The 15,237-nt window shown below is 69.9% G+C and carries 18 protein-coding genes, 2 tRNA genes and 1 other RNA gene; 10 read left to right on the top strand and 11 right to left on the bottom strand.

Annotated elements, in window-relative coordinates; all coding sequences use genetic code 11:
• Positions 1 to 2: 2 nt before the first annotated feature.
• Positions 3 to 92 (top strand) — tRNA-Ser (locus tag AB0J46_RS18540).
• Positions 93 to 132: 40 nt separating this feature from the next.
• Here AB0J46_RS18540 and AB0J46_RS18535 read toward each other — a convergent pair.
• The 4 genes from AB0J46_RS18535 to AB0J46_RS18520 form a co-directional block, all read right to left on the bottom strand.
• On the bottom strand, positions 133 to 450 hold the full coding sequence (locus AB0J46_RS18535; RefSeq protein ID WP_364332982.1) for a hypothetical protein: 318 nt from the start codon (positions 448 to 450) through the stop codon (positions 133 to 135).
• A 109-nt stretch (positions 451 to 559) separates the two neighbouring features.
• A complete protein-coding gene (locus AB0J46_RS18530; protein ID WP_352318431.1) occupies positions 560 to 856 on the bottom strand; it encodes a type II toxin-antitoxin system VapB family antitoxin in 297 nt (98 codons plus the stop codon).
• A 45-nt stretch (positions 857 to 901) separates the two neighbouring features.
• A complete protein-coding gene (locus AB0J46_RS18525) occupies positions 902 to 1,759 on the bottom strand; it encodes a neutral zinc metallopeptidase (RefSeq protein ID WP_364332979.1) in 858 nt (285 codons plus the stop codon).
• Between the two features lie 53 nt (positions 1,760 to 1,812).
• Positions 1,813 to 2,784, bottom strand: coding sequence for a neutral zinc metallopeptidase (locus AB0J46_RS18520; RefSeq protein ID WP_364332976.1), 972 nt, complete (start codon positions 2,782 to 2,784; stop codon positions 1,813 to 1,815).
• Between the two features lie 76 nt (positions 2,785 to 2,860).
• Between AB0J46_RS18520 and AB0J46_RS18515 the strand changes: the two genes are divergently transcribed.
• Entirely contained in the window at positions 2,861 to 3,502 is a 642-nt protein-coding gene (locus tag AB0J46_RS18515; protein ID WP_364332973.1) for a LysE family translocator, read from the top strand.
• A 7-nt stretch (positions 3,503 to 3,509) separates the two neighbouring features.
• Here the strand turns inward: AB0J46_RS18515 and AB0J46_RS18510 are convergent, their stop codons facing one another.
• The 5 genes from AB0J46_RS18510 to AB0J46_RS18490 form a co-directional block, all read right to left on the bottom strand.
• Positions 3,510 to 3,986 carry a hypothetical protein gene (locus AB0J46_RS18510; protein WP_364332970.1) on the bottom strand — a complete coding sequence of 159 codons (477 nt, stop codon included), beginning with the start codon at positions 3,984 to 3,986 and terminating at the stop codon, positions 3,510 to 3,512.
• Between the two features lie 50 nt (positions 3,987 to 4,036).
• Positions 4,037 to 4,357 (bottom strand): hypothetical protein, encoded by a 321-nt coding sequence (locus AB0J46_RS18505; protein WP_364332967.1) that lies wholly within the window; start codon positions 4,355 to 4,357, stop codon positions 4,037 to 4,039.
• 39 nt (positions 4,358 to 4,396) lie between these two features.
• Positions 4,397 to 4,666, bottom strand: a complete 270-nt coding sequence (locus AB0J46_RS18500) for a hypothetical protein (protein WP_364332964.1) — start codon at positions 4,664 to 4,666, stop codon at positions 4,397 to 4,399.
• Positions 4,663 to 4,848, bottom strand: coding sequence for a hypothetical protein (locus tag AB0J46_RS18495; protein ID WP_364332961.1), 186 nt, complete (start codon positions 4,846 to 4,848; stop codon positions 4,663 to 4,665). The genes AB0J46_RS18500 and AB0J46_RS18495 overlap by 4 nt, the downstream gene beginning before the upstream one ends.
• Before the next feature lie 152 nt (positions 4,849 to 5,000).
• Positions 5,001 to 5,088: transfer RNA gene (locus tag AB0J46_RS18490), tRNA-Ser, on the bottom strand.
• A gap of 106 nt (positions 5,089 to 5,194) precedes the next feature.
• Between AB0J46_RS18490 and ffs the strand changes: the two genes are divergently transcribed.
• Positions 5,195 to 5,290: signal recognition particle sRNA small type (gene ffs / locus AB0J46_RS18485), an RNA gene on the top strand.
• A 31-nt stretch (positions 5,291 to 5,321) separates the two neighbouring features.
• Positions 5,322 to 7,664, top strand: coding sequence for a DNA polymerase III subunit gamma and tau (locus tag AB0J46_RS18480; protein ID WP_364332958.1), 2,343 nt, complete (start codon positions 5,322 to 5,324; stop codon positions 7,662 to 7,664).
• Positions 7,665 to 7,709: 45 nt separating this feature from the next.
• On the opposite strand, the gene AB0J46_RS18475 is transcribed toward AB0J46_RS18480, so the two are convergent.
• Positions 7,710 to 8,966, bottom strand: a complete 1,257-nt coding sequence (locus tag AB0J46_RS18475) for a GAF domain-containing protein (protein WP_364332955.1) — start codon at positions 8,964 to 8,966, stop codon at positions 7,710 to 7,712.
• A 494-nt stretch (positions 8,967 to 9,460) separates the two neighbouring features.
• On the opposite strand from AB0J46_RS18475, the gene AB0J46_RS18470 reads away from it, so the two are divergent.
• The 5 genes from AB0J46_RS18470 (at position 9,461) to AB0J46_RS18450 (ending at position 13,353) form a co-directional block, all read left to right on the top strand.
• On the top strand, positions 9,461 to 9,811 hold the full coding sequence (locus tag AB0J46_RS18470) for a YbaB/EbfC family nucleoid-associated protein (RefSeq protein WP_125640519.1): 351 nt from the start codon (positions 9,461 to 9,463) through the stop codon (positions 9,809 to 9,811).
• Between the two features lie 2 nt (positions 9,812 to 9,813).
• Positions 9,814 to 10,413 (top strand): recombination mediator RecR, encoded by a 600-nt coding sequence (gene recR, locus AB0J46_RS18465; RefSeq protein WP_364332952.1) that lies wholly within the window; start codon positions 9,814 to 9,816, stop codon positions 10,411 to 10,413.
• Positions 10,406 to 10,936, top strand: coding sequence for a DUF5063 domain-containing protein (locus tag AB0J46_RS18460; protein WP_352362187.1), 531 nt, complete (start codon positions 10,406 to 10,408; stop codon positions 10,934 to 10,936). The genes recR and AB0J46_RS18460 overlap by 8 nt, the downstream gene beginning before the upstream one ends.
• Before the next feature lie 87 nt (positions 10,937 to 11,023).
• Complete coding sequence (locus AB0J46_RS18455; RefSeq protein WP_352318411.1) at positions 11,024 to 12,298, top strand: aspartate kinase; 1,275 nt, start codon at positions 11,024 to 11,026, stop codon at positions 12,296 to 12,298.
• Positions 12,295 to 13,353: an aspartate-semialdehyde dehydrogenase gene (locus AB0J46_RS18450; protein ID WP_364332948.1), complete on the top strand. Its 1,059-nt coding sequence runs from the start codon at positions 12,295 to 12,297 to the stop codon at positions 13,351 to 13,353. Before AB0J46_RS18455 ends, AB0J46_RS18450 begins: the two co-directional genes overlap by 4 nt.
• A gap of 144 nt (positions 13,354 to 13,497) precedes the next feature.
• Here the strand turns inward: AB0J46_RS18450 and AB0J46_RS18445 are convergent, their stop codons facing one another.
• A complete protein-coding gene (locus AB0J46_RS18445) occupies positions 13,498 to 14,247 on the bottom strand; it encodes a hypothetical protein (protein ID WP_364332946.1) in 750 nt (249 codons plus the stop codon).
• A 319-nt stretch (positions 14,248 to 14,566) separates the two neighbouring features.
• Here AB0J46_RS18445 and AB0J46_RS18440 point away from each other — a divergent pair, with 319 nt between their 5' ends.
• Positions 14,567 to 15,235 carry a TetR family transcriptional regulator gene (locus tag AB0J46_RS18440; protein ID WP_352318405.1) on the top strand — a complete coding sequence of 223 codons (669 nt, stop codon included), beginning with the start codon at positions 14,567 to 14,569 and terminating at the stop codon, positions 15,233 to 15,235.
• The last annotated feature ends 2 nt before the right edge of the window (positions 15,236 to 15,237 follow it).

Genomic DNA, 15,237 nt, shown 5'->3' with positions numbered 1-15,237 from the left:
GCGGTGGTGTCGCCTAGTGGCCGAGGGCGCACGCCTCGAAAGCGTGTGATGGGGCAACTCATCCGTGGGTTCAAATCCCACCACCACCGCCAGCGGGCCTCCGACGACCTCGGAGGCCCTTTTCTTTTGCCCTCAGGGCTGCTGGGTGGGCCCGTCGGCCGGCGGATTCAGGTTGAGCTGGACGTCCGGCGGGCTGTCCTCGACGACCTGCGTCTGGACCGTCCCGCCGCCGCGGGTCTCCGGACGGCCGTCGTCGGTCAGGACGAAGAACAGCGCGCCGCAGGCGCTCAGGAGCAGCAGCGGCAGCCCGATGGCCAGCAGCACGATCAGGTTGCGATTGTCGAGCGGCCCGGGCTCCTCGACGTACTCGTGCGCCGGGGGTTGCGAGTAGTAGGACGGCGGGCCGTATCCGGGCGGCGGCCACGACCCGTGTGGCGGTGGATACGACACGGCATTCTCCGAATGATGTTGAAAGACGCGGACGTGACACACGGCACGTCGATCAGGTTGACACATGAAAAAGGGAGCCGCGAATGGCGGCTCCCTTTTCCGGCGCGTTTCAGTTGGGCAGATCCAGGACCCTGGCGTGCAGGATCGACCGTTGGTGCAGGGCCGCGCGCAGGGCCCGGTGGAGGCCGTCCTCCAGGTAAAGCTCGCCCTGCCACTGCACGACGTGCGGGAACAGGTCGCCGTAGAAAGTGGAGTCCGCGGCGAGCAGCGAGTGCAGGTCCAGCATGGCCTTCGTGGTGATCAACGAGTCGAGCCGGACCTGCCTGGGAGGGATCTGCGCCCACTCTCGGTTCGTCAGACCGTGTTCGGGATAAGGGCGTCCGTCGCCGACGAGCTTGAAGATCACCCACCTCATTTTAGGAGAGAATTCGACCTGCTGCGTTGTCCAGGGCTATCGGCCCAGCTCAGACTGTTCACAGTCGCCCGGCCGGCCGTTTTGGTAGCCGCGCTGGAAGGCGTTGACGCGTTGCTCGGACGAGCCGTGCGTAAACGATTCGGGATCGATTCTGCCGCTCGTGCGTTGCTGGATTCTGTCGTCGCCCACGGCGGCCGCGGCGTCCAGGGCCTCGGCGATTTCCGTCTGGGTGAAGGCCTTTTCGTAGAAGCCGGTGCGGACCGCGTTGTGCGCCCACACGCCCGCGTAGCAGTCGGCCTGGAGCTCGACGGGGACCGAGCTGCCGGTGTCCGACTGGAGGGCCCCACGCAGGTCCTGGACGTGGTGGCCGTATTCGTGGGCGATCACGTACGCCTGGGCGAAGGGGCCGCCCTTGGCGCCGAACTGGCTGTGGAGCTGGTCGAAGAAGCTCAGGTCGAGGTAGACGCGCTGGTCGCTCGGGCAGTAGAACGGCCCGACGGCGGAGCTGGCCGCGCCGCAGCCGGTGCGGAGGCTGCCGGAGTACAGGATCGTCTTCGACGTCCGGTAGTCGGGGATCTCCTTCTTCCAGTAGTCCTGGATGCTGTTGACCACGCCGACGACGCGGCACTTCTCCGACTGGTCGGCGTCCTTGCCCGTCTTGCACTCCTCGGCGAGTTTGGCCGGGGGTTGCTTCTGCGCCGGCTCGGCGTCGCCGCCTCCGCCGCCCAGGTTGTTGAGCACGAACACCAGCACTAAGGCGATCAGGCCGACGATGCCGCCGCCCCCGAGGACCATGCCGCCGGGGAAGCCGCCGCCCGAGAACCCGCCGCCACCGCGACCGCCGACGTCCTCGACCTGCGACGAGTCGAGGTTGACGTCGTCCTTGAAATCCATATCTGACGTCCCTTCTGGGTGCTGCCCGCCAGAGAGCTTCCCCAGGAGGGCGTCTAGATGCCATCCGAGAAGGTGTCACATCTGTCCGGGAGGCCGCTGTCGTACCCGACGCTGAACCACTTCTCGCGTTGCTGGGAGGTGCCGTGGGTGAACGCGTCGGGCGTGACGCGGCCCTGCGAGCGACGCTGGATGCTGTCGTCGCCGACCGCCGCGGCGGCGTCGAGGGCCTGGTTGATGTCGGCCTGCGAGAACGGCTCGCGGTAGAAGCCCGTCTTGACCGCGTTGTGCGCCCAGACGCCGGCGTAGCAGTCGGCCTGCAGCTCCAGGCGCACGGACGCGCTGCCGGCGCCCGGCCGGCTGTTGTTGCCGACCTTGTCCATGGTGCCGAGCAGGTTCTGGACGTGGTGGCCGTACTCGTGGGCGACCACGTACGCCTGGGCGAAGGGGCCGCCCTCGGCGCCGAAGTCGCGCTGGAGCGTGTCGAAGAAGGCCAGGTCCAGGTAGACCTTGCGGTCGCGCGGGCAGTAGAACGGGCCCACGGCCGAGTCGGCGGGGCCGCAGCCGGTGTTCACGGCCCGTGAGAACAGCACGGTCTTGGCCGGCGTGTACTGCTGGTCGCGTTCCTTGAACTCCTGCCGCCAGTAGGACTGGATGCTGTTCACCGTGCCGACGATCCGGCAGTCCTCCGACTGGTCGGCGTCGGCGCCCGTACGGCAGCGTTCGGCCAGGTTGCCGCTGGGGGAGAGCTGCCCGGGGGCGTTCGGGTAGCGTCCGCCGCCCTGCTCGCCGCCCTCGTCGCCGCTGAACGGCGTGGGGGCGAGCTTGAACAGGAACAGCCCGGCCACCGCCAGGACCAGCAGCAGGCAGCCGCCGCCACGGCCGCCGATGGGCAACATGCAGCCGCCGCCCGGCATCCCGCCCCAGCCGCCGCCGCCCCGGCCGGGCTGGGAGCCGGAGGCCCGGACGTCCTCGACCTGTGAGGGGTCGAGGGGCGCGTCGTCGTCGAACTGCATGCCCTGTGTCATCCCCCGTAGTCGGTCGATTACGCAAGGCAATGTGCGGGACTGTGATTTTCTGCCATTTGTCAGCTAATCTGCCGCCATGACGGGTGGCTTGGTGGGGATCGCGCTGGTGTCCCTGGGCATGGTTCTGACGCCCGGACCGAACATGATCTATCTGGTCTCCCGCTCGATCAGCCAGGGGCGTCGTGCCGGGCTGATCTCGCTCATCGGGGTCGCGCTCGGGTTCATGGCCTACCTGACGGCGACGTGCCTCGGGCTGACGGCCGTGTTCGCGTACGTGCCGGTGGCCTACACGGCGCTCAAGCTGGCCGGGGCCGCGTACCTGCTCTGGATGGCCTGGAACGCGGTCAGGCCGGGCGGCGCCTCGGTCTTCCAGCCGCGCGAGCTGGCGGTCGAGAGGCCGCGGAAACTGTTCGCCATGGGGCTGTTCACCTGCCTGCTCAACCCCAAGATCGCGATCCTGTACCTGTCGCTGCTGCCGCAGTTCATCGAACCCGCCTTGGGGAACGTGCTGCTGCAGAGCCTCGCGCTCGGCTCGGTGCAGATCGCGATCGGCACGCTGGTCAACGCGCTGATCGCGATCTCGGCCGGCGGCCTCGCCGCCTTCCTCGCCCGGCATCCGGTGTGGCTGAAGGTGCAGCGGTACGCGATGGGAACCGTGCTCGGCGTCTTCGCCGTACGGATGGTCGCCGACCGCTCCAAGGCGCTCGTGCCGGCCTGACCGGGCCCTACTGGCTCACCTGGGCCCTGAAGCGCTCGTGGGCGGCCTGCTTGGAGATCCCCATGGCCTCCCCGATCTCCGCCCAGGAGGCGCCGTTGTCCCGCGCCCCGGCGACGGCCTGGTCGAGCAGCGTCCGCTGCCAGCTCTCCACCTGGGACAGCAGGGTGAGCGCGGCCAGCGGCCGATCGGCCGCGAGCTTGACGACCTGCTCGCACAGCAGGTTCGACTTGATCACCAGCCAGCTGGGCGGGGCGGCGGCGAGCAGCGGCGGCGTGTGCCTGCTCCACCACCGGTACTCCGCCTCCTTGGCCCCCTCCGGCGTCGCCGGATACCGCCGCCGATCGGTCCATCCGCACGAACAGGCGGCCTGATACCCGACGAACGTCCTGGTGAAGGCGCTGGACGACGAGGCCAGCTCCCCGTCGGGCAGGACGGGCGCGACGAAACCCTCGTGCCCGGGAAGCTCGGCAGTGCTCAAAGTCATAATCGTCAAGATATCCTGACGATTCCGGTTCTCGCCACCCGCGACGGCCGTCAGTCACCGTCGTCGGGGTTCAGCGTCTCGGCCACCTGGCGGTGCACCCGGGTGAGTGCGACGACCAGCGCCACGAGGATGACGTCCAGGATCAGCACGGAAAGCAGTGGCGGCAGCCGGAGCGCCGCGAGCCCGGCGACGGCGCAGGCGCCGCAGGCGAGGAGCCGGGCCGCCCACGCCCGGCCCGTGGTGACGTAGTACCACCACGCCTGCGCGACCAGGTACAGGATCGGGCCGCCGAACAGCAGCAGGCTCAGCTGGACGCCGCCCGGCCCGGTGGTGTGGCCGATCGCCGGCGCGGCCCCGACCGCCAGGGCCACCAGACCGGTCAGCGCAAGGACCGATGGGCCGTGACCGCGTCAGCAGGACATCGGCTGTCCGGCGTCCTTCGGGACCTCCGGCATGGAGTCGACGACCTTCACCGTCATCACCGCCATGCTGCCGCTCGGGATCTCCTTGACCCGTCCGCCCTCCTGCCGGCCGATCCAGCCGCGGTATCCGAGGAACCGGTACATGACCGGCTCGAAGATGAGCTCCCCACGCTCCCAGCCGCCCGGACTCTCCCACTTGAGCGAGGCGCCCACCCCGTGTCGTCCGGCGGTGTCGGTGAGGTCGGGGACGATGGTCACGGTCGGAAGGCGCGCAGAAAGGTCTCCGCGGCGAGGTCGGCCGCGGCCGATTCGCCCAGGCGCAGGTGAACGTAGCGGTGGATGGATGCGAAATAGCGATCGAAGACGGCGCCGAAGCGATCCGGGTCACGCCGCGACGCCGCGATCACCTGCGCGGCGGTGTCCTCGCCGGGGGCGCGCATGCTGGCCTTTGGGTCGATTGCATCGGAACACCCGTTGTTCGGCGATCCCCTGATTCCTCTTCACGGCCCATCTCCCGGCCCCTTGTCAGGGGACGGCTGAGGCTGGAAACGCAGAAGGGCCATGCCGTTGACCTGGCATGACCCTTCTGAACTGGCGGAGGATAGGGGATTTGAACCCCTGATAGGTTGCCCTATACACGCTTTCCAAGCGTGCGCCCTCGGCCACTAGGCGAATCCTCCGCCGACGAGCTTACCGGACTTCCGGCACTGCGGTGACCGCGATTTTTCCAGGACATGCTCAACCCGAACCGTGGAGCGAGCACTGCTGAGGCCGGTTAGACTGTCCAGGGACCCCTCGCGCGGCGTCATCCTGTGAACCTCCCCAGGGCCGGAAGGCAGCAAGGATAAGCGGGCTCTGGCGGGTGTGCGGGGGGTCTCTTCGTTGAGAGCCCCCTCGCAGGCGGGATGGTCGCATGAGCCTTGCGCTTTACCGCAAGTACCGACCCGGGACCTTCGCCGAGGTCAAGGGTCAGGAACACGTCACAGATCCGCTGCGACAGGCGTTGCGTACGGGCCGCATCAACCACGCGTACCTGTTCAGCGGCCCCCGCGGATGTGGCAAGACCTCCAGCGCGCGCATTCTCGCCCGCTCTCTCAACTGCGAGCAGGGCCCGACGCCCGACCCCTGCGGCACCTGCGAGTCGTGTGTGGCGCTCGCCCCCACCGGTCCCGGCCACCTCGACGTCATCGAGATCGACGCGGCCTCCCACGGCGGTGTCGACGATGCGCGTGACCTGCGCGAACGTGCCTTCTTCGCGCCCGTGTCGGCGCGCTACAAGATCTACATCATCGACGAGGCGCACATGGTGACCCGCGAGGGTTTCAACGCGCTGCTCAAGCTCGTCGAGGAGCCTCCGCCGCACCTGAAGTTCATCTTCGCGACGACCGAGCCGGAAAAGGTCATCGGCACCATCAAGTCGCGTACGCACCACTACCCGTTCAGGCTGATGCCGCCGGCGACGCTCAAGGCGCTGATGGAGGAGATCCTCACCTCCGAGAGCGTGCCCTTCGAGCCGCCCGCCCTGCCACTGGTCGTCCGCGCGGGCGCCGGCTCGGCCCGTGACTCGCTCTCCATCCTCGACCAGCTCCTCGCCGGGGCCGAGGACGACGGCATCACCTACGCCAAGGCCGTCTCCCTGCTCGGCTACACCGACGGCGACCTGCTCGACGAGGTCGTCAACGCATTCGCCGCGCGCGACGGCGGCCAGGTGTTCCAGGCGGTCAACCGGGTGATCGAGGGCGGCCACGACCCGCGCCGCTTCGCCTCCGACCTGCTGGAGCGCTTCCGCGACCTGGTGATCCTGGCCAACGTGCCCGAGGCGGCGTCCAGCGGGCTGCTCGACCGTCCCGCCGACGAGCTGGAGCGGCTGGTGGGGCAGGCGTCCTCGATGGGGCCGGCCGAGCTCACCCGCGCGGCCGAGATCTTCAACGCGGGACTCACCGAGATGCGCGGCGCCACCTCGCCGCGGCTGCTGCTCGAACTGATGTGCGCGCGCGTGCTGCTGCCGGGCGCCTCGCAGGGCGAGGCGTCCCTGCTCGCCCGGCTCGAACGTCTGGAGCGCGGCGGCACGGTCGCCCAGATGGCCTCCAGGGCGGGCGCGGTGACGATCCCGCGTCCGGCCGCCCCGGGCGGCGGCCACGACGTGCACGTTCCCGTCGCGCCCCCGGCTGTCTCCGTCGGTACGGCGGCGCCGGTCGGCGGCGACGCGGCGGTTCCGGAGCCTGCGACGCCCGCGGGGAGCAACGGTTCCGCCGGTGGTCAGGGGCCGGTGGGCGGCGGGGCCGACGACTGGCCCGAGCCCGTACGTCCCGGTTCGGCGGCGGCGGCTCCGGCCTCCGACGCGCCCGCACCCGCCGCTCAGGCGCCCGCGGCGGCGGGCCCGGTCGCGGGCGGGGCGGGCGGCATGCAGCAGCAGTGGCCCGCCGTGCTGGCCGCGCTCAAGCAGCGCAGCATCGTGGTCTGGGCCAACGTCAGTACGAACGCCCAGGTCGTGGGCGTCGAAGGCAACCTGGTCACGCTCGGGTTCAGCCAGGTCGGCGCGATGAAGAACTTCACGGGCGGCGGCAAGGACGCCGTCGTGGCGACCGCGCTCGGCGACGTGCTCGGCGGCACCTGGCGGGTCGAGGCGGTGGTCGGCGGCTCTCCGGCGCCCCAGGCCACCCGCGGCCCCGCACGCCAGCAGCCGCCGTCGGGTGGCCACGGCGCCCCCGTCCCTCAGGCTGCCCCGGCCGCGAGCCAGGCGACGACCAGCCCGCAGGGCGGGACGGGCGTCCAGGCGACCTCGCAGGGGCGGTCCGGCTCGCACGGCGGCTCCCAGGACGACCAGGGCTCCCAGGACCCGGGCCAACCTCCGGCCGCCGCGTCGGCGCGCCCGGCCACCGAGTCCGCGCGCCCGACCACCGACGAGTCGTGGCCTGACGCGCCCGACGACCTCAGCCCCGGTTCCCCGCCGAGCCCCGACCCCACCCAGACCGTGACCGCCCGGCAGCCCGCCGCCGCGCCGGTCGGAGCGGGGCTGGCCGCCGCGCGGTCGGCCGCCAAGGCGGCCGCTCAGGCGGGTCCGCGCACCCCGGCGTCACGCGCCGGTGGCACGGCGGCGTGGCCGAGCGCGATCCCGGGCCGTGACAAGGCCGCCGACGCCGACGAGGTCGACCCGCTGAACGACGCGGACGCCGACGTCGACGCCGTCTCCGGCATGGCCCTGCTGCAACGCGAGCTCGGCGCCCAGGTCATCGGCGAGATCGACCACACCTGACCGAACTCTCCCTCCATCCGAGCCAGGGACGAGGTGGAGCCGAGGTCAGGGGAAGAGGCGGGCGCGGGCGGCGGCCGAGCGGGGGTCCGTCGGCGGAAGGGCCGACAGGCGTTCCAGGATCTGGTAGTCGTCGCGGCCGTTGGGCGTCTGGGCGTAGGTCCACAGGTCGTCGGGCGAGCCGTGGCGCAGGAGGCACGCGCGTACCTGGGCTTCGAGCTCCTCGCGTTCGCGCCGGATGTCCGGCGACTCCGAGCGCGGCAGGAGCGGCCCGGGGTAGGCGCGGGCCAGTGCGGCGGTGTCGGCCGAGTCGAGCAGCCGGCGGACGCCGAGGAAGTCCGCCTCGACCGGACAGACCAGCCGGTACGGCTTCGCCGCCAGCACCTCCCCGAGCTGACCGCGCAGCCGATGGATCTCGGCCCGGATGGTCACCGGATTGCCGTCGTCGCCGTAGAGGTGGAACGAGAGCTGGTCGGCCGACAGACCCTGCGGGTGCAGGGCGAGCAGGGCGAGGATCTCGGCGTGGCGCAGCGAGAGCGGACGCGGGCGCTCGCCCAGGTCGGCCGTCGGGGTGCCCTCGCCCAGGCAGGTCAGGCGCAGGGTGGGCGGCGTCGCGGACGGCGTGTCGCGCAGGAGGTAGCCGTCGCAGAAGGGTTCGAGGAAGGCGACGCTCCCGTCACGCAGGATCATGCGCTGGCCGGACAGGGGAAGGCGGGCGCCGAGCCGGCCCATGGGATCGCCCGAGATGACCCGGCCCGTGGGCGACAGCAGGATGCCGCCCCGGTTGCGCAGCGACTCGTAGCGGCGGCGCAGGCGTTCGTCGCGCTCGTGCATCCGTACGGCGAGCTGCGACTCGGCGAGCTTGGCCGTCGCGCCGACCAGGGCGACCGTCGCCGGATGCAGGGACCGCGCGATGCCGCTGACGTCGACGCAGCCGATGACGTCACCCGACTCCGGATCGCTGATCGGCGCCGCGCTGCACGACCAGACGTGCAGCACCCGCATCAGGTGTTCCTCGGAGTAGACGTGCACCGGCCGGCCGGTGGCGAGCGCGGTGCCGATGCCGTTGGTACCGGCCATGTACTCGCCCCAGTGATGGCCGTCGGCCAGGCCCACCTGGTCCGCATCGCGCAGGATGCCGCCTTTGCCGTCACGCCAGAGCACTCGCCCGTCACGGTCTGTGACGATCATGACGTGGTCGGCCTCGTCGGCCAGACCGGAGAGCGTCTGGGCGAGCAGGGGCAGCAGCGGCCGCAGCGGATGAGCCTCGCGGATCTCGACGACGTCGGAGGACTCGCAGACCAAAGGGGCGCTCCGGCCATCCGGGTCGATCCCCGCCGCGAGCGACCGCCGCCACGAGGCCGTGATCAGGGTGCGGGGCGAATCGGGCGAGCTCTGCCCGGTAGCCGCCGCTTCGTGTGCTCCGCGTAGAAGACGGGAGTACGCATCGAGATGGCCGTAACTCATCGGTCACTCCAAGTAGTCAACAACGAGCATCCGTCCTGGCGGCGATATGCGCAAGCTGTTCAGGGGGATTGCGTAGGGTGATTGAATGAACGCAACGTGTGTGCAACGTTGGGCGCACTACCGTTCCGGAACACGCGTCGGCGTGGTGCGGCCGCTCCGTCCGACGTGATGGCCGGGTCTCGGACACTGGAGGGGGGCCGAGATCCGGCCATGACAAAGGTCCGTGACGAATGCCTGGAGGGAAACATGGGGAGCCCTCCCAGTACATGACGCCGCCCAAACACCGTAGGCTCGTGGCAGTCAAGAACCGGAGCCACGAGGAGCGCACGACGGTGAACCCAGGGGATGTCAACCTGCAGCAGCTGCTGGAGCAGGCTCAGCTCATGCAGCAGCAGCTTGTGAGCGCCCAGCAGGAGCTCAACGACGCGCAGATCGAGGGCTCGTCGGGCGGCGGCATGGTCACTGCCGTCGTCAACGGCTCAGGTGAGCTGCTCGAACTCAAGATCGACCCGAGCGTGATCGACGCGGCCGACCCGCAGGACACCGCCGACACGATCGCCGACCTGGTGATCGCGGCCGTCCGCGACGCGGTGCGCGCCGCCGCCGACCTGCAGCAGGAGAAGCTCGGCCCGCTCGCCCAAGGTCTGGGCGGCGGCGGACTCGGACAGCTGCCAGGGTTCTAGGCATGTACGAAGGGGTCGTCCAGAACCTGATCGACGAGCTCGGCATGCTGCCCGGGGTCGGTCCGAAGAGCGCGCAGCGCATCGCGTTCCATCTGCTGTCGGCCGACCCGGCCGACGTCAAGCGGCTGGCGCACGCGCTGCTCGAGGTCAAGGACAAGGTGCGCTTCTGCCGGGTGTGCGGCAACGTGGCCTCCGAGGAGGAGTGCCGCATCTGCCGTGACCCGCGGCGCGACACGCACGTCATCTGCGTGGTCGAGGAGTCGAAGGACGTCGTGGCGATCGAGAAGACGCGCGAGTACCGCGGCACGTACCACGTGCTCGGCGGCGCGATCAGCCCGATCGACGGCATCGGCCCCGACGACCTGCGCATCCGCGAGCTCATGACGCGCCTGGCCGACGGGCGGGTCACCGAGCTCATCCTCGCCACCGACCCCAACCTCGAAGGCGAGGCGACCGCTACCTACCTCGCCCGTCTGGTCAAGCCGATGGGCATCAAAGTGACACGACTCGCCAGCGGCCTGCCGGTGGGCGGTGACCTCGAGTACGCCGACGAGGTGACCCTGGGCCGTGCTTTCGAAGGACGGAGGCTCCTGGATGTCTGATATGTGGGATGTGCTGGCCGAAGAGATCGCCGCGCACGCGCAGAACTACGTCGACGGCCTGACCAGGGTCGCCGGCGGCGAGGGCGGCGACGCGATCTGGTCGCTGCTCCTGGTGGAGGTCGCGCAGGTGAGCCTGGCCGGCGCCAAGCTCGGCGCCAACCGCGACGTGATCCTGTCGGGCAACTACGAGCCGCCGATGAGCGAGGACCCCGACATCGACGGCGTGCGCACGGCGCTGGCCGAGCGGCTGGAGGCGGTCGACGACTACGCCGAGGTGTTCGACCCGTACAAGGACACGTCGGTCACGCCGTACCGGCTGTCGGACGACCTGACCGCGGTGGCCGCCGACCTCATCCACGGGCTGCGTCACTTCCACGCGGGCCGTCCGCACGAGGCGCTGTGGTGGTGGCAGTACTCCTATTTCAACACCTGGGGCAACCACGCGGGCGCCGCGATGCGCGCGCTGCAGGCCCTCGCCGCGCACTCGCGGCTCGACGTGGCGGAGGAAGCCACCACCGTGTGATGATCATCCACATAGTGGTATGAACCATCAGGCCCATAAGAGGCCCCCAGTAGACTGGCAGTTCACAGTCCAGACCGGGAGACTCTCGTGGCGCTCGTTGTGCAAAAGTACGGTGGTTCGTCCGTCGCCGACGCGTCCTGCATCAAGCGGGTCGCGCAGCGGATCGTCGCGACGAAAAAAACCGGCAACGACGTGGTCGTGATCGTCTCCGCGATGGGTGACACGACGGATGAGCTGCTCGACCTGGCCGAGCAGGTGTCGCCGCTGCCTCCGGGCCGCGAGCTCGACATGTTGCTGACCTCCGGAGAGCGCATCTCGATGGCCCTGCTGGCCATGGCGATCGCCAACCTCGGCCACGAGGCGCGCTCGTTCACCGGCTCGCAGGCCGGCGTGATCACCGACTCCACCCACGGCAAGGCGCGCATCATCGACGTGACGCCGGGCCGCATCCGTGAGGCGCTCGACCAGGGTCACATCGCGATCGTGGCCGGTTTCCAGGGCGTCTCGCAGGACACCAAGGACATCACCACGCTGGGCCGCGGCGGCTCCGACACCACCGCGGTCGCGCTCGCGGCGGCCCTGGAGGCCGACGTCTGCGAGATCTACACCGACGTCGACGGCATCTTCACGGCCGACCCCCGCATCGTGCCCGTCGCCCGCAAGATCCCCAAGATCTCGTACGACGAGATGATGGAGATGGCGGCCTGCGGCGCGAAGATCCTGCATCTGCGCTGCGTCGAGTACGCTCGGCGGTTCGACCTGCCGATCCACGTACGCAGCTCGTTCAGCACCACGGAAGGCACGTGGGTCGTCTCCGACCCTTACACCGAAGGAACCGAGATGGAGCAGCCGATCATCTCCGGCGTCGCGCACGACCGGAGCGAGGCCAAGATCACTGTTGTCGGGGTCCCCGACAAGGTCGGCGAGGCTGCCTCGATCTTCAAAACGCTGGCCGACGCCGAGATCAACATCGACATGATCGTCCAGAACGTCTCGGCCGCGGCCACGGGCCGCACGGACATCTCCTTCACGCTGCCCACGGCCGACAGCCAGGTGGCGCTGACCGCGCTGAAGAAGATCCAGGGCCGCATCGGCTACGAGTCGCTGCTCTTCGACGACCAGATCGGGAAGGTGTCGCTGATCGGCGCGGGCATGCGCTCGCACCCCGGCGTCACGGCGACGTTCTTCGCGGCCCTCGCCGACGCGGGGGTCAACATCGAGATGATCTCCACCTCGGAGATCCGCATCTCGGTGATCGTCGAGCAGGACGGTGTCGACGCGGCCGTGGCGGCCGCCCACCGTGCCTTCGATCTCGACGCCGACCAGGTCGAAGCTGTGGTTTACGGAGGTAGCGGACGATGAGCAGGCCCAATCTCGCCCTGATCGGCGCCACCGGCGCCGTCGGCACCGTCATGCGGGACATCGTGTCCAGCCGGGAGGACATCTGGGGCGAGATCCGTCTCGTCGCCTCCCCGCGCTCGGCGGGCAAGGTGCTGAGCGTGCGCGGCGAGGACGTCGTGGTCCAGGCGCTCGCGCCCGAGGTCTTCGACGGCATCGACATCGCCATCTTCGACGTGCCCGACGAGGTGTCGGCCGTGTGGGTGCCGATCGCGGCCGAGCGTGGCGCGATCGCGATCGACAAGTCCGGCACGTTCCGCATGGAGCCCGACGTGCCGCTGGTGGTGCCCGAGGTCAACCCGCTCGACGCGCGCGAGCGGCCCAGGAACATCATCTCGACCCCCAACTGCACCACGCTGTCGATGATGGCGGCCATGGGCGCGCTGCACGCCGAGTACGTGCTCAAGGAGCTCGTCGTCGCCTCCTACCAGGCGGTGTCGGGCGCGGGCGTGGCCGGCTCGGCCCGGCTCTACGACGAGGTCGAGGCCCTGGCCGGCGACCGTTCGCTCGGCCAGACGGCCGGCGACGTGCGCAAGGCGCTGGCCGGCAAGCTGCCCGACGAGTCGCCGTTCCCGGCGCCGATCGCGTTCAACGTGGTGCCGTGGGCCGGCTCGTACAAGGACGGCGGCTGGGCGTCCGAGGAGCTCAAGCTGCGCAACGAGTCGCGCAAGATCCTCGGCATCCCCGACCTGAAGGTCTCGGCGACCTGCGTCCGCGTGCCGGTGATCACCACCCACTCGCTGGCCGTGCACGCCCGCTTCGAGCGTGAGATCACGGTCGAGGACGCCCACCGCGTGCTCTCGGCGGCGCCGACGGTCGTGCTGATGGACGACCCGGCCAACGGCGTCTTCCCGACGCCGCTCGAAGTGGTCGGCAACGACCCGACCTACGTGGGCCGCGTCCGCCAGGCGATCGACTTCCCGAACACGCTCGACCTGTTCGTCTGCGGCGACAACCTGCGCAAGGGCGCCGCGCTCAACGCGGCTGAGATCGCCGAGCTGGTGGCCTCCGAGCTGTAGCCCGGCCGACTCCGTGGGGACGCCGTGCCGGTGTGCGGCGTCCTTCGCGTTTCCCGGAGAGTTCTGTCGCCTTCTCCGAGGAGTCGCGTCTCCCGGTGGTTCGTGCTTTCCCGGCGGGGCGTGTTCTCCCGCGGGCGGGGCCTGTCACCGGAAGAGGATGTCCCAGTGGCTGCTCTCGTTGGCGAAGACGGTTCCGGTGGCGGAGCGGTAGAGCGCGGCGCCGTCGCCGCGGACCCCCGTCTTGCGGTGGTGCCTGGTGATGTAGCGGTCGATGCACGCGTTGTGCGTGATGTCGAGCTTGTAGCCGTTTCCGTGGCTGTACTGGCCGGGCGCGTGGCCCGCCTCGGTGCCGCCGGTCACCATGACCGGGCAGCCGCTGTCATGCTTGAGGTCGATGATCCGGGCGATCGTGCCGGCCCTGACGGAGTCGAGCGAGGTGCAGTGGTGCATGTGGCGGCTCGTACAGTGGCCCGACGACTTCGTGCGCAGGCCCGAGCTCTTGAGCCAGCGGGCGGCCAGCGCGTGGGTCATGTGCATGGCGGCCTGCCTGGGCAGCACACGCGCCAGATCAAGCTGAGATCGCTTCTGCGACCTCTGCGGCCGACTCTGAGGCGCCACCGCCTCCTCGACGCTCGCGGCCCTCGTGACGGCTTCTGAGCGCTCGGCGCGGTCCTGCGCGTCCGGCTGCGCGGCGAACGCGTCCTCGGCCTCGGCCCAGGCGTCCTCCGTCTCCTCGGAGTCCTCCTTCGACAGCTGTGACTTGGCGGCCGCGGGGTCCGCCTGGTGCTGCTCGACCTGGTATGTCTCCGCCAGGGCCGCCTCGACGGCGGCCTGCCGGATGTTCGTCCACGGTCCGTCGATCCCCTCCGGGAACCACAGGGACAGGTCGAGCATCCCCCCGGTCTCGTCAGGACGGTTGAACGGTGTTGGCGCCTGAACCCGCTCTCCACCTGATGGGTGGGAGGCGGCGGAAGCGGCCGACGCCAGCGCGATTATGGTGATCTGAATGCCGAGGAGCGCCACCGCGAAGGTGCGCGCTGTTCCACGTATCCACATGTCGATGCCTTTTCGCGGAAAAGAGCCCTTCCGCCTGAAACGACAATCCCACCATTCCCAGGAGATAACTCATGTCTCATAGTCATCTTTGCCCTGTGGCGGCGATCACCGTGCCACTCCATGACCCACCGCGCTTTCAAGACGTAAAGTGACGAACGTGTCCGAAGCCCGAAACAGAGGATCGGAGAGCACCCGAGAGGTCATCGTCGAGACGGCCTTGCGACTGTTCCGTGAGCGTGGCTTCGACGCGACGACCATGCGCGCCATCGCCGCCGAGGCAGGGGTGTCAGTGGGCAACGCCTACTACTACTTCGAGAGCAAGGAGGCGCTGATCCAGGCCTACTACGACCGTGCGCAGGCCGAGCACGAGCAGGCCTGCCGGGAGTTCCTGGCCACGGAGAGGTCGTTCGCCGCGCGGCTGAGCGGGGTGCTGCGCGAGTGGGTGCGCGTGTCGGAGCCGTACCACGAGTTCGCGGTGAAGTTCTTCAAGCACGCCGCCGAGCCGACGAACCCGCTGAGCCCGTTCAGCGCGCAGTCGTCGCCGGCGCGGGAGGCGTCCATCGGGATCTACCGCGAGGTGGTCGAGGGGTCGAAGGACCGGATGAACGCCGAGCTGCGGGCGGAGCTGCCCGAGCTGCTGTGGTTGTTGTCGATGGGCATGGTGCTGTTCTGGGTGCACGACACCTCGCCGGGGTGCGTGCGGACGTACCGGCTGATCGAGGTCACGGTGCCGCTGGTGGACCGGCTGGTGGGGCTGTCGCATCTGCCCGGGTTGCAGGGGATAACGAAGGACTTCATCGCCGCGGTGCACGAATTGCGCGCCTAGGG

Source organism: Nonomuraea sp. NPDC049758, assembly GCF_040674635.1.
Taxonomy (GTDB): Bacteria; Actinomycetota; Actinomycetes; order Streptosporangiales; family Streptosporangiaceae; genus Nonomuraea.
The sequence above is the reverse complement of the archived record's forward strand: the minus strand, read 5'-3'. Positions and strand labels throughout refer to the sequence as shown.

Coding starts and splice junctions, on each gene's coding strand:
- AB0J46_RS18450 (WP_364332948.1), top strand. CDS start 12,295: ATGAGCAGGCCCAATCTCGCCCTGATCGGCGCCACCGGCGCCGTCGGC.
- AB0J46_RS18525 (WP_364332979.1), bottom strand. CDS start 1,759: ATGGATTTCAAGGACGACGTCAACCTCGACTCGTCGCAGGTCGAGGAC.
- AB0J46_RS18520 (WP_364332976.1), bottom strand. CDS start 2,784: ATGACACAGGGCATGCAGTTCGACGACGACGCGCCCCTCGACCCCTCA.
- AB0J46_RS18495 (WP_364332961.1), bottom strand. CDS start 4,848: ATGCGCGCCCCCGGCGAGGACACCGCCGCGCAGGTGATCGCGGCGTCG.
- AB0J46_RS18480 (WP_364332958.1), top strand. CDS start 5,322: ATGAGCCTTGCGCTTTACCGCAAGTACCGACCCGGGACCTTCGCCGAG.
- AB0J46_RS18445 (WP_364332946.1), bottom strand. CDS start 14,247: ATGCTCGACCTGTCCCTGTGGTTCCCGGAGGGGATCGACGGACCGTGG.
- AB0J46_RS18460 (WP_352362187.1), top strand. CDS start 10,406: ATGTCTGATATGTGGGATGTGCTGGCCGAAGAGATCGCCGCGCACGCG.
- AB0J46_RS18510 (WP_364332970.1), bottom strand. CDS start 3,986: ATGACTTTGAGCACTGCCGAGCTTCCCGGGCACGAGGGTTTCGTCGCG.
- AB0J46_RS18515 (WP_364332973.1), top strand. CDS start 2,861: ATGACGGGTGGCTTGGTGGGGATCGCGCTGGTGTCCCTGGGCATGGTT.
- recR (WP_364332952.1), top strand. CDS start 9,814: ATGTACGAAGGGGTCGTCCAGAACCTGATCGACGAGCTCGGCATGCTG.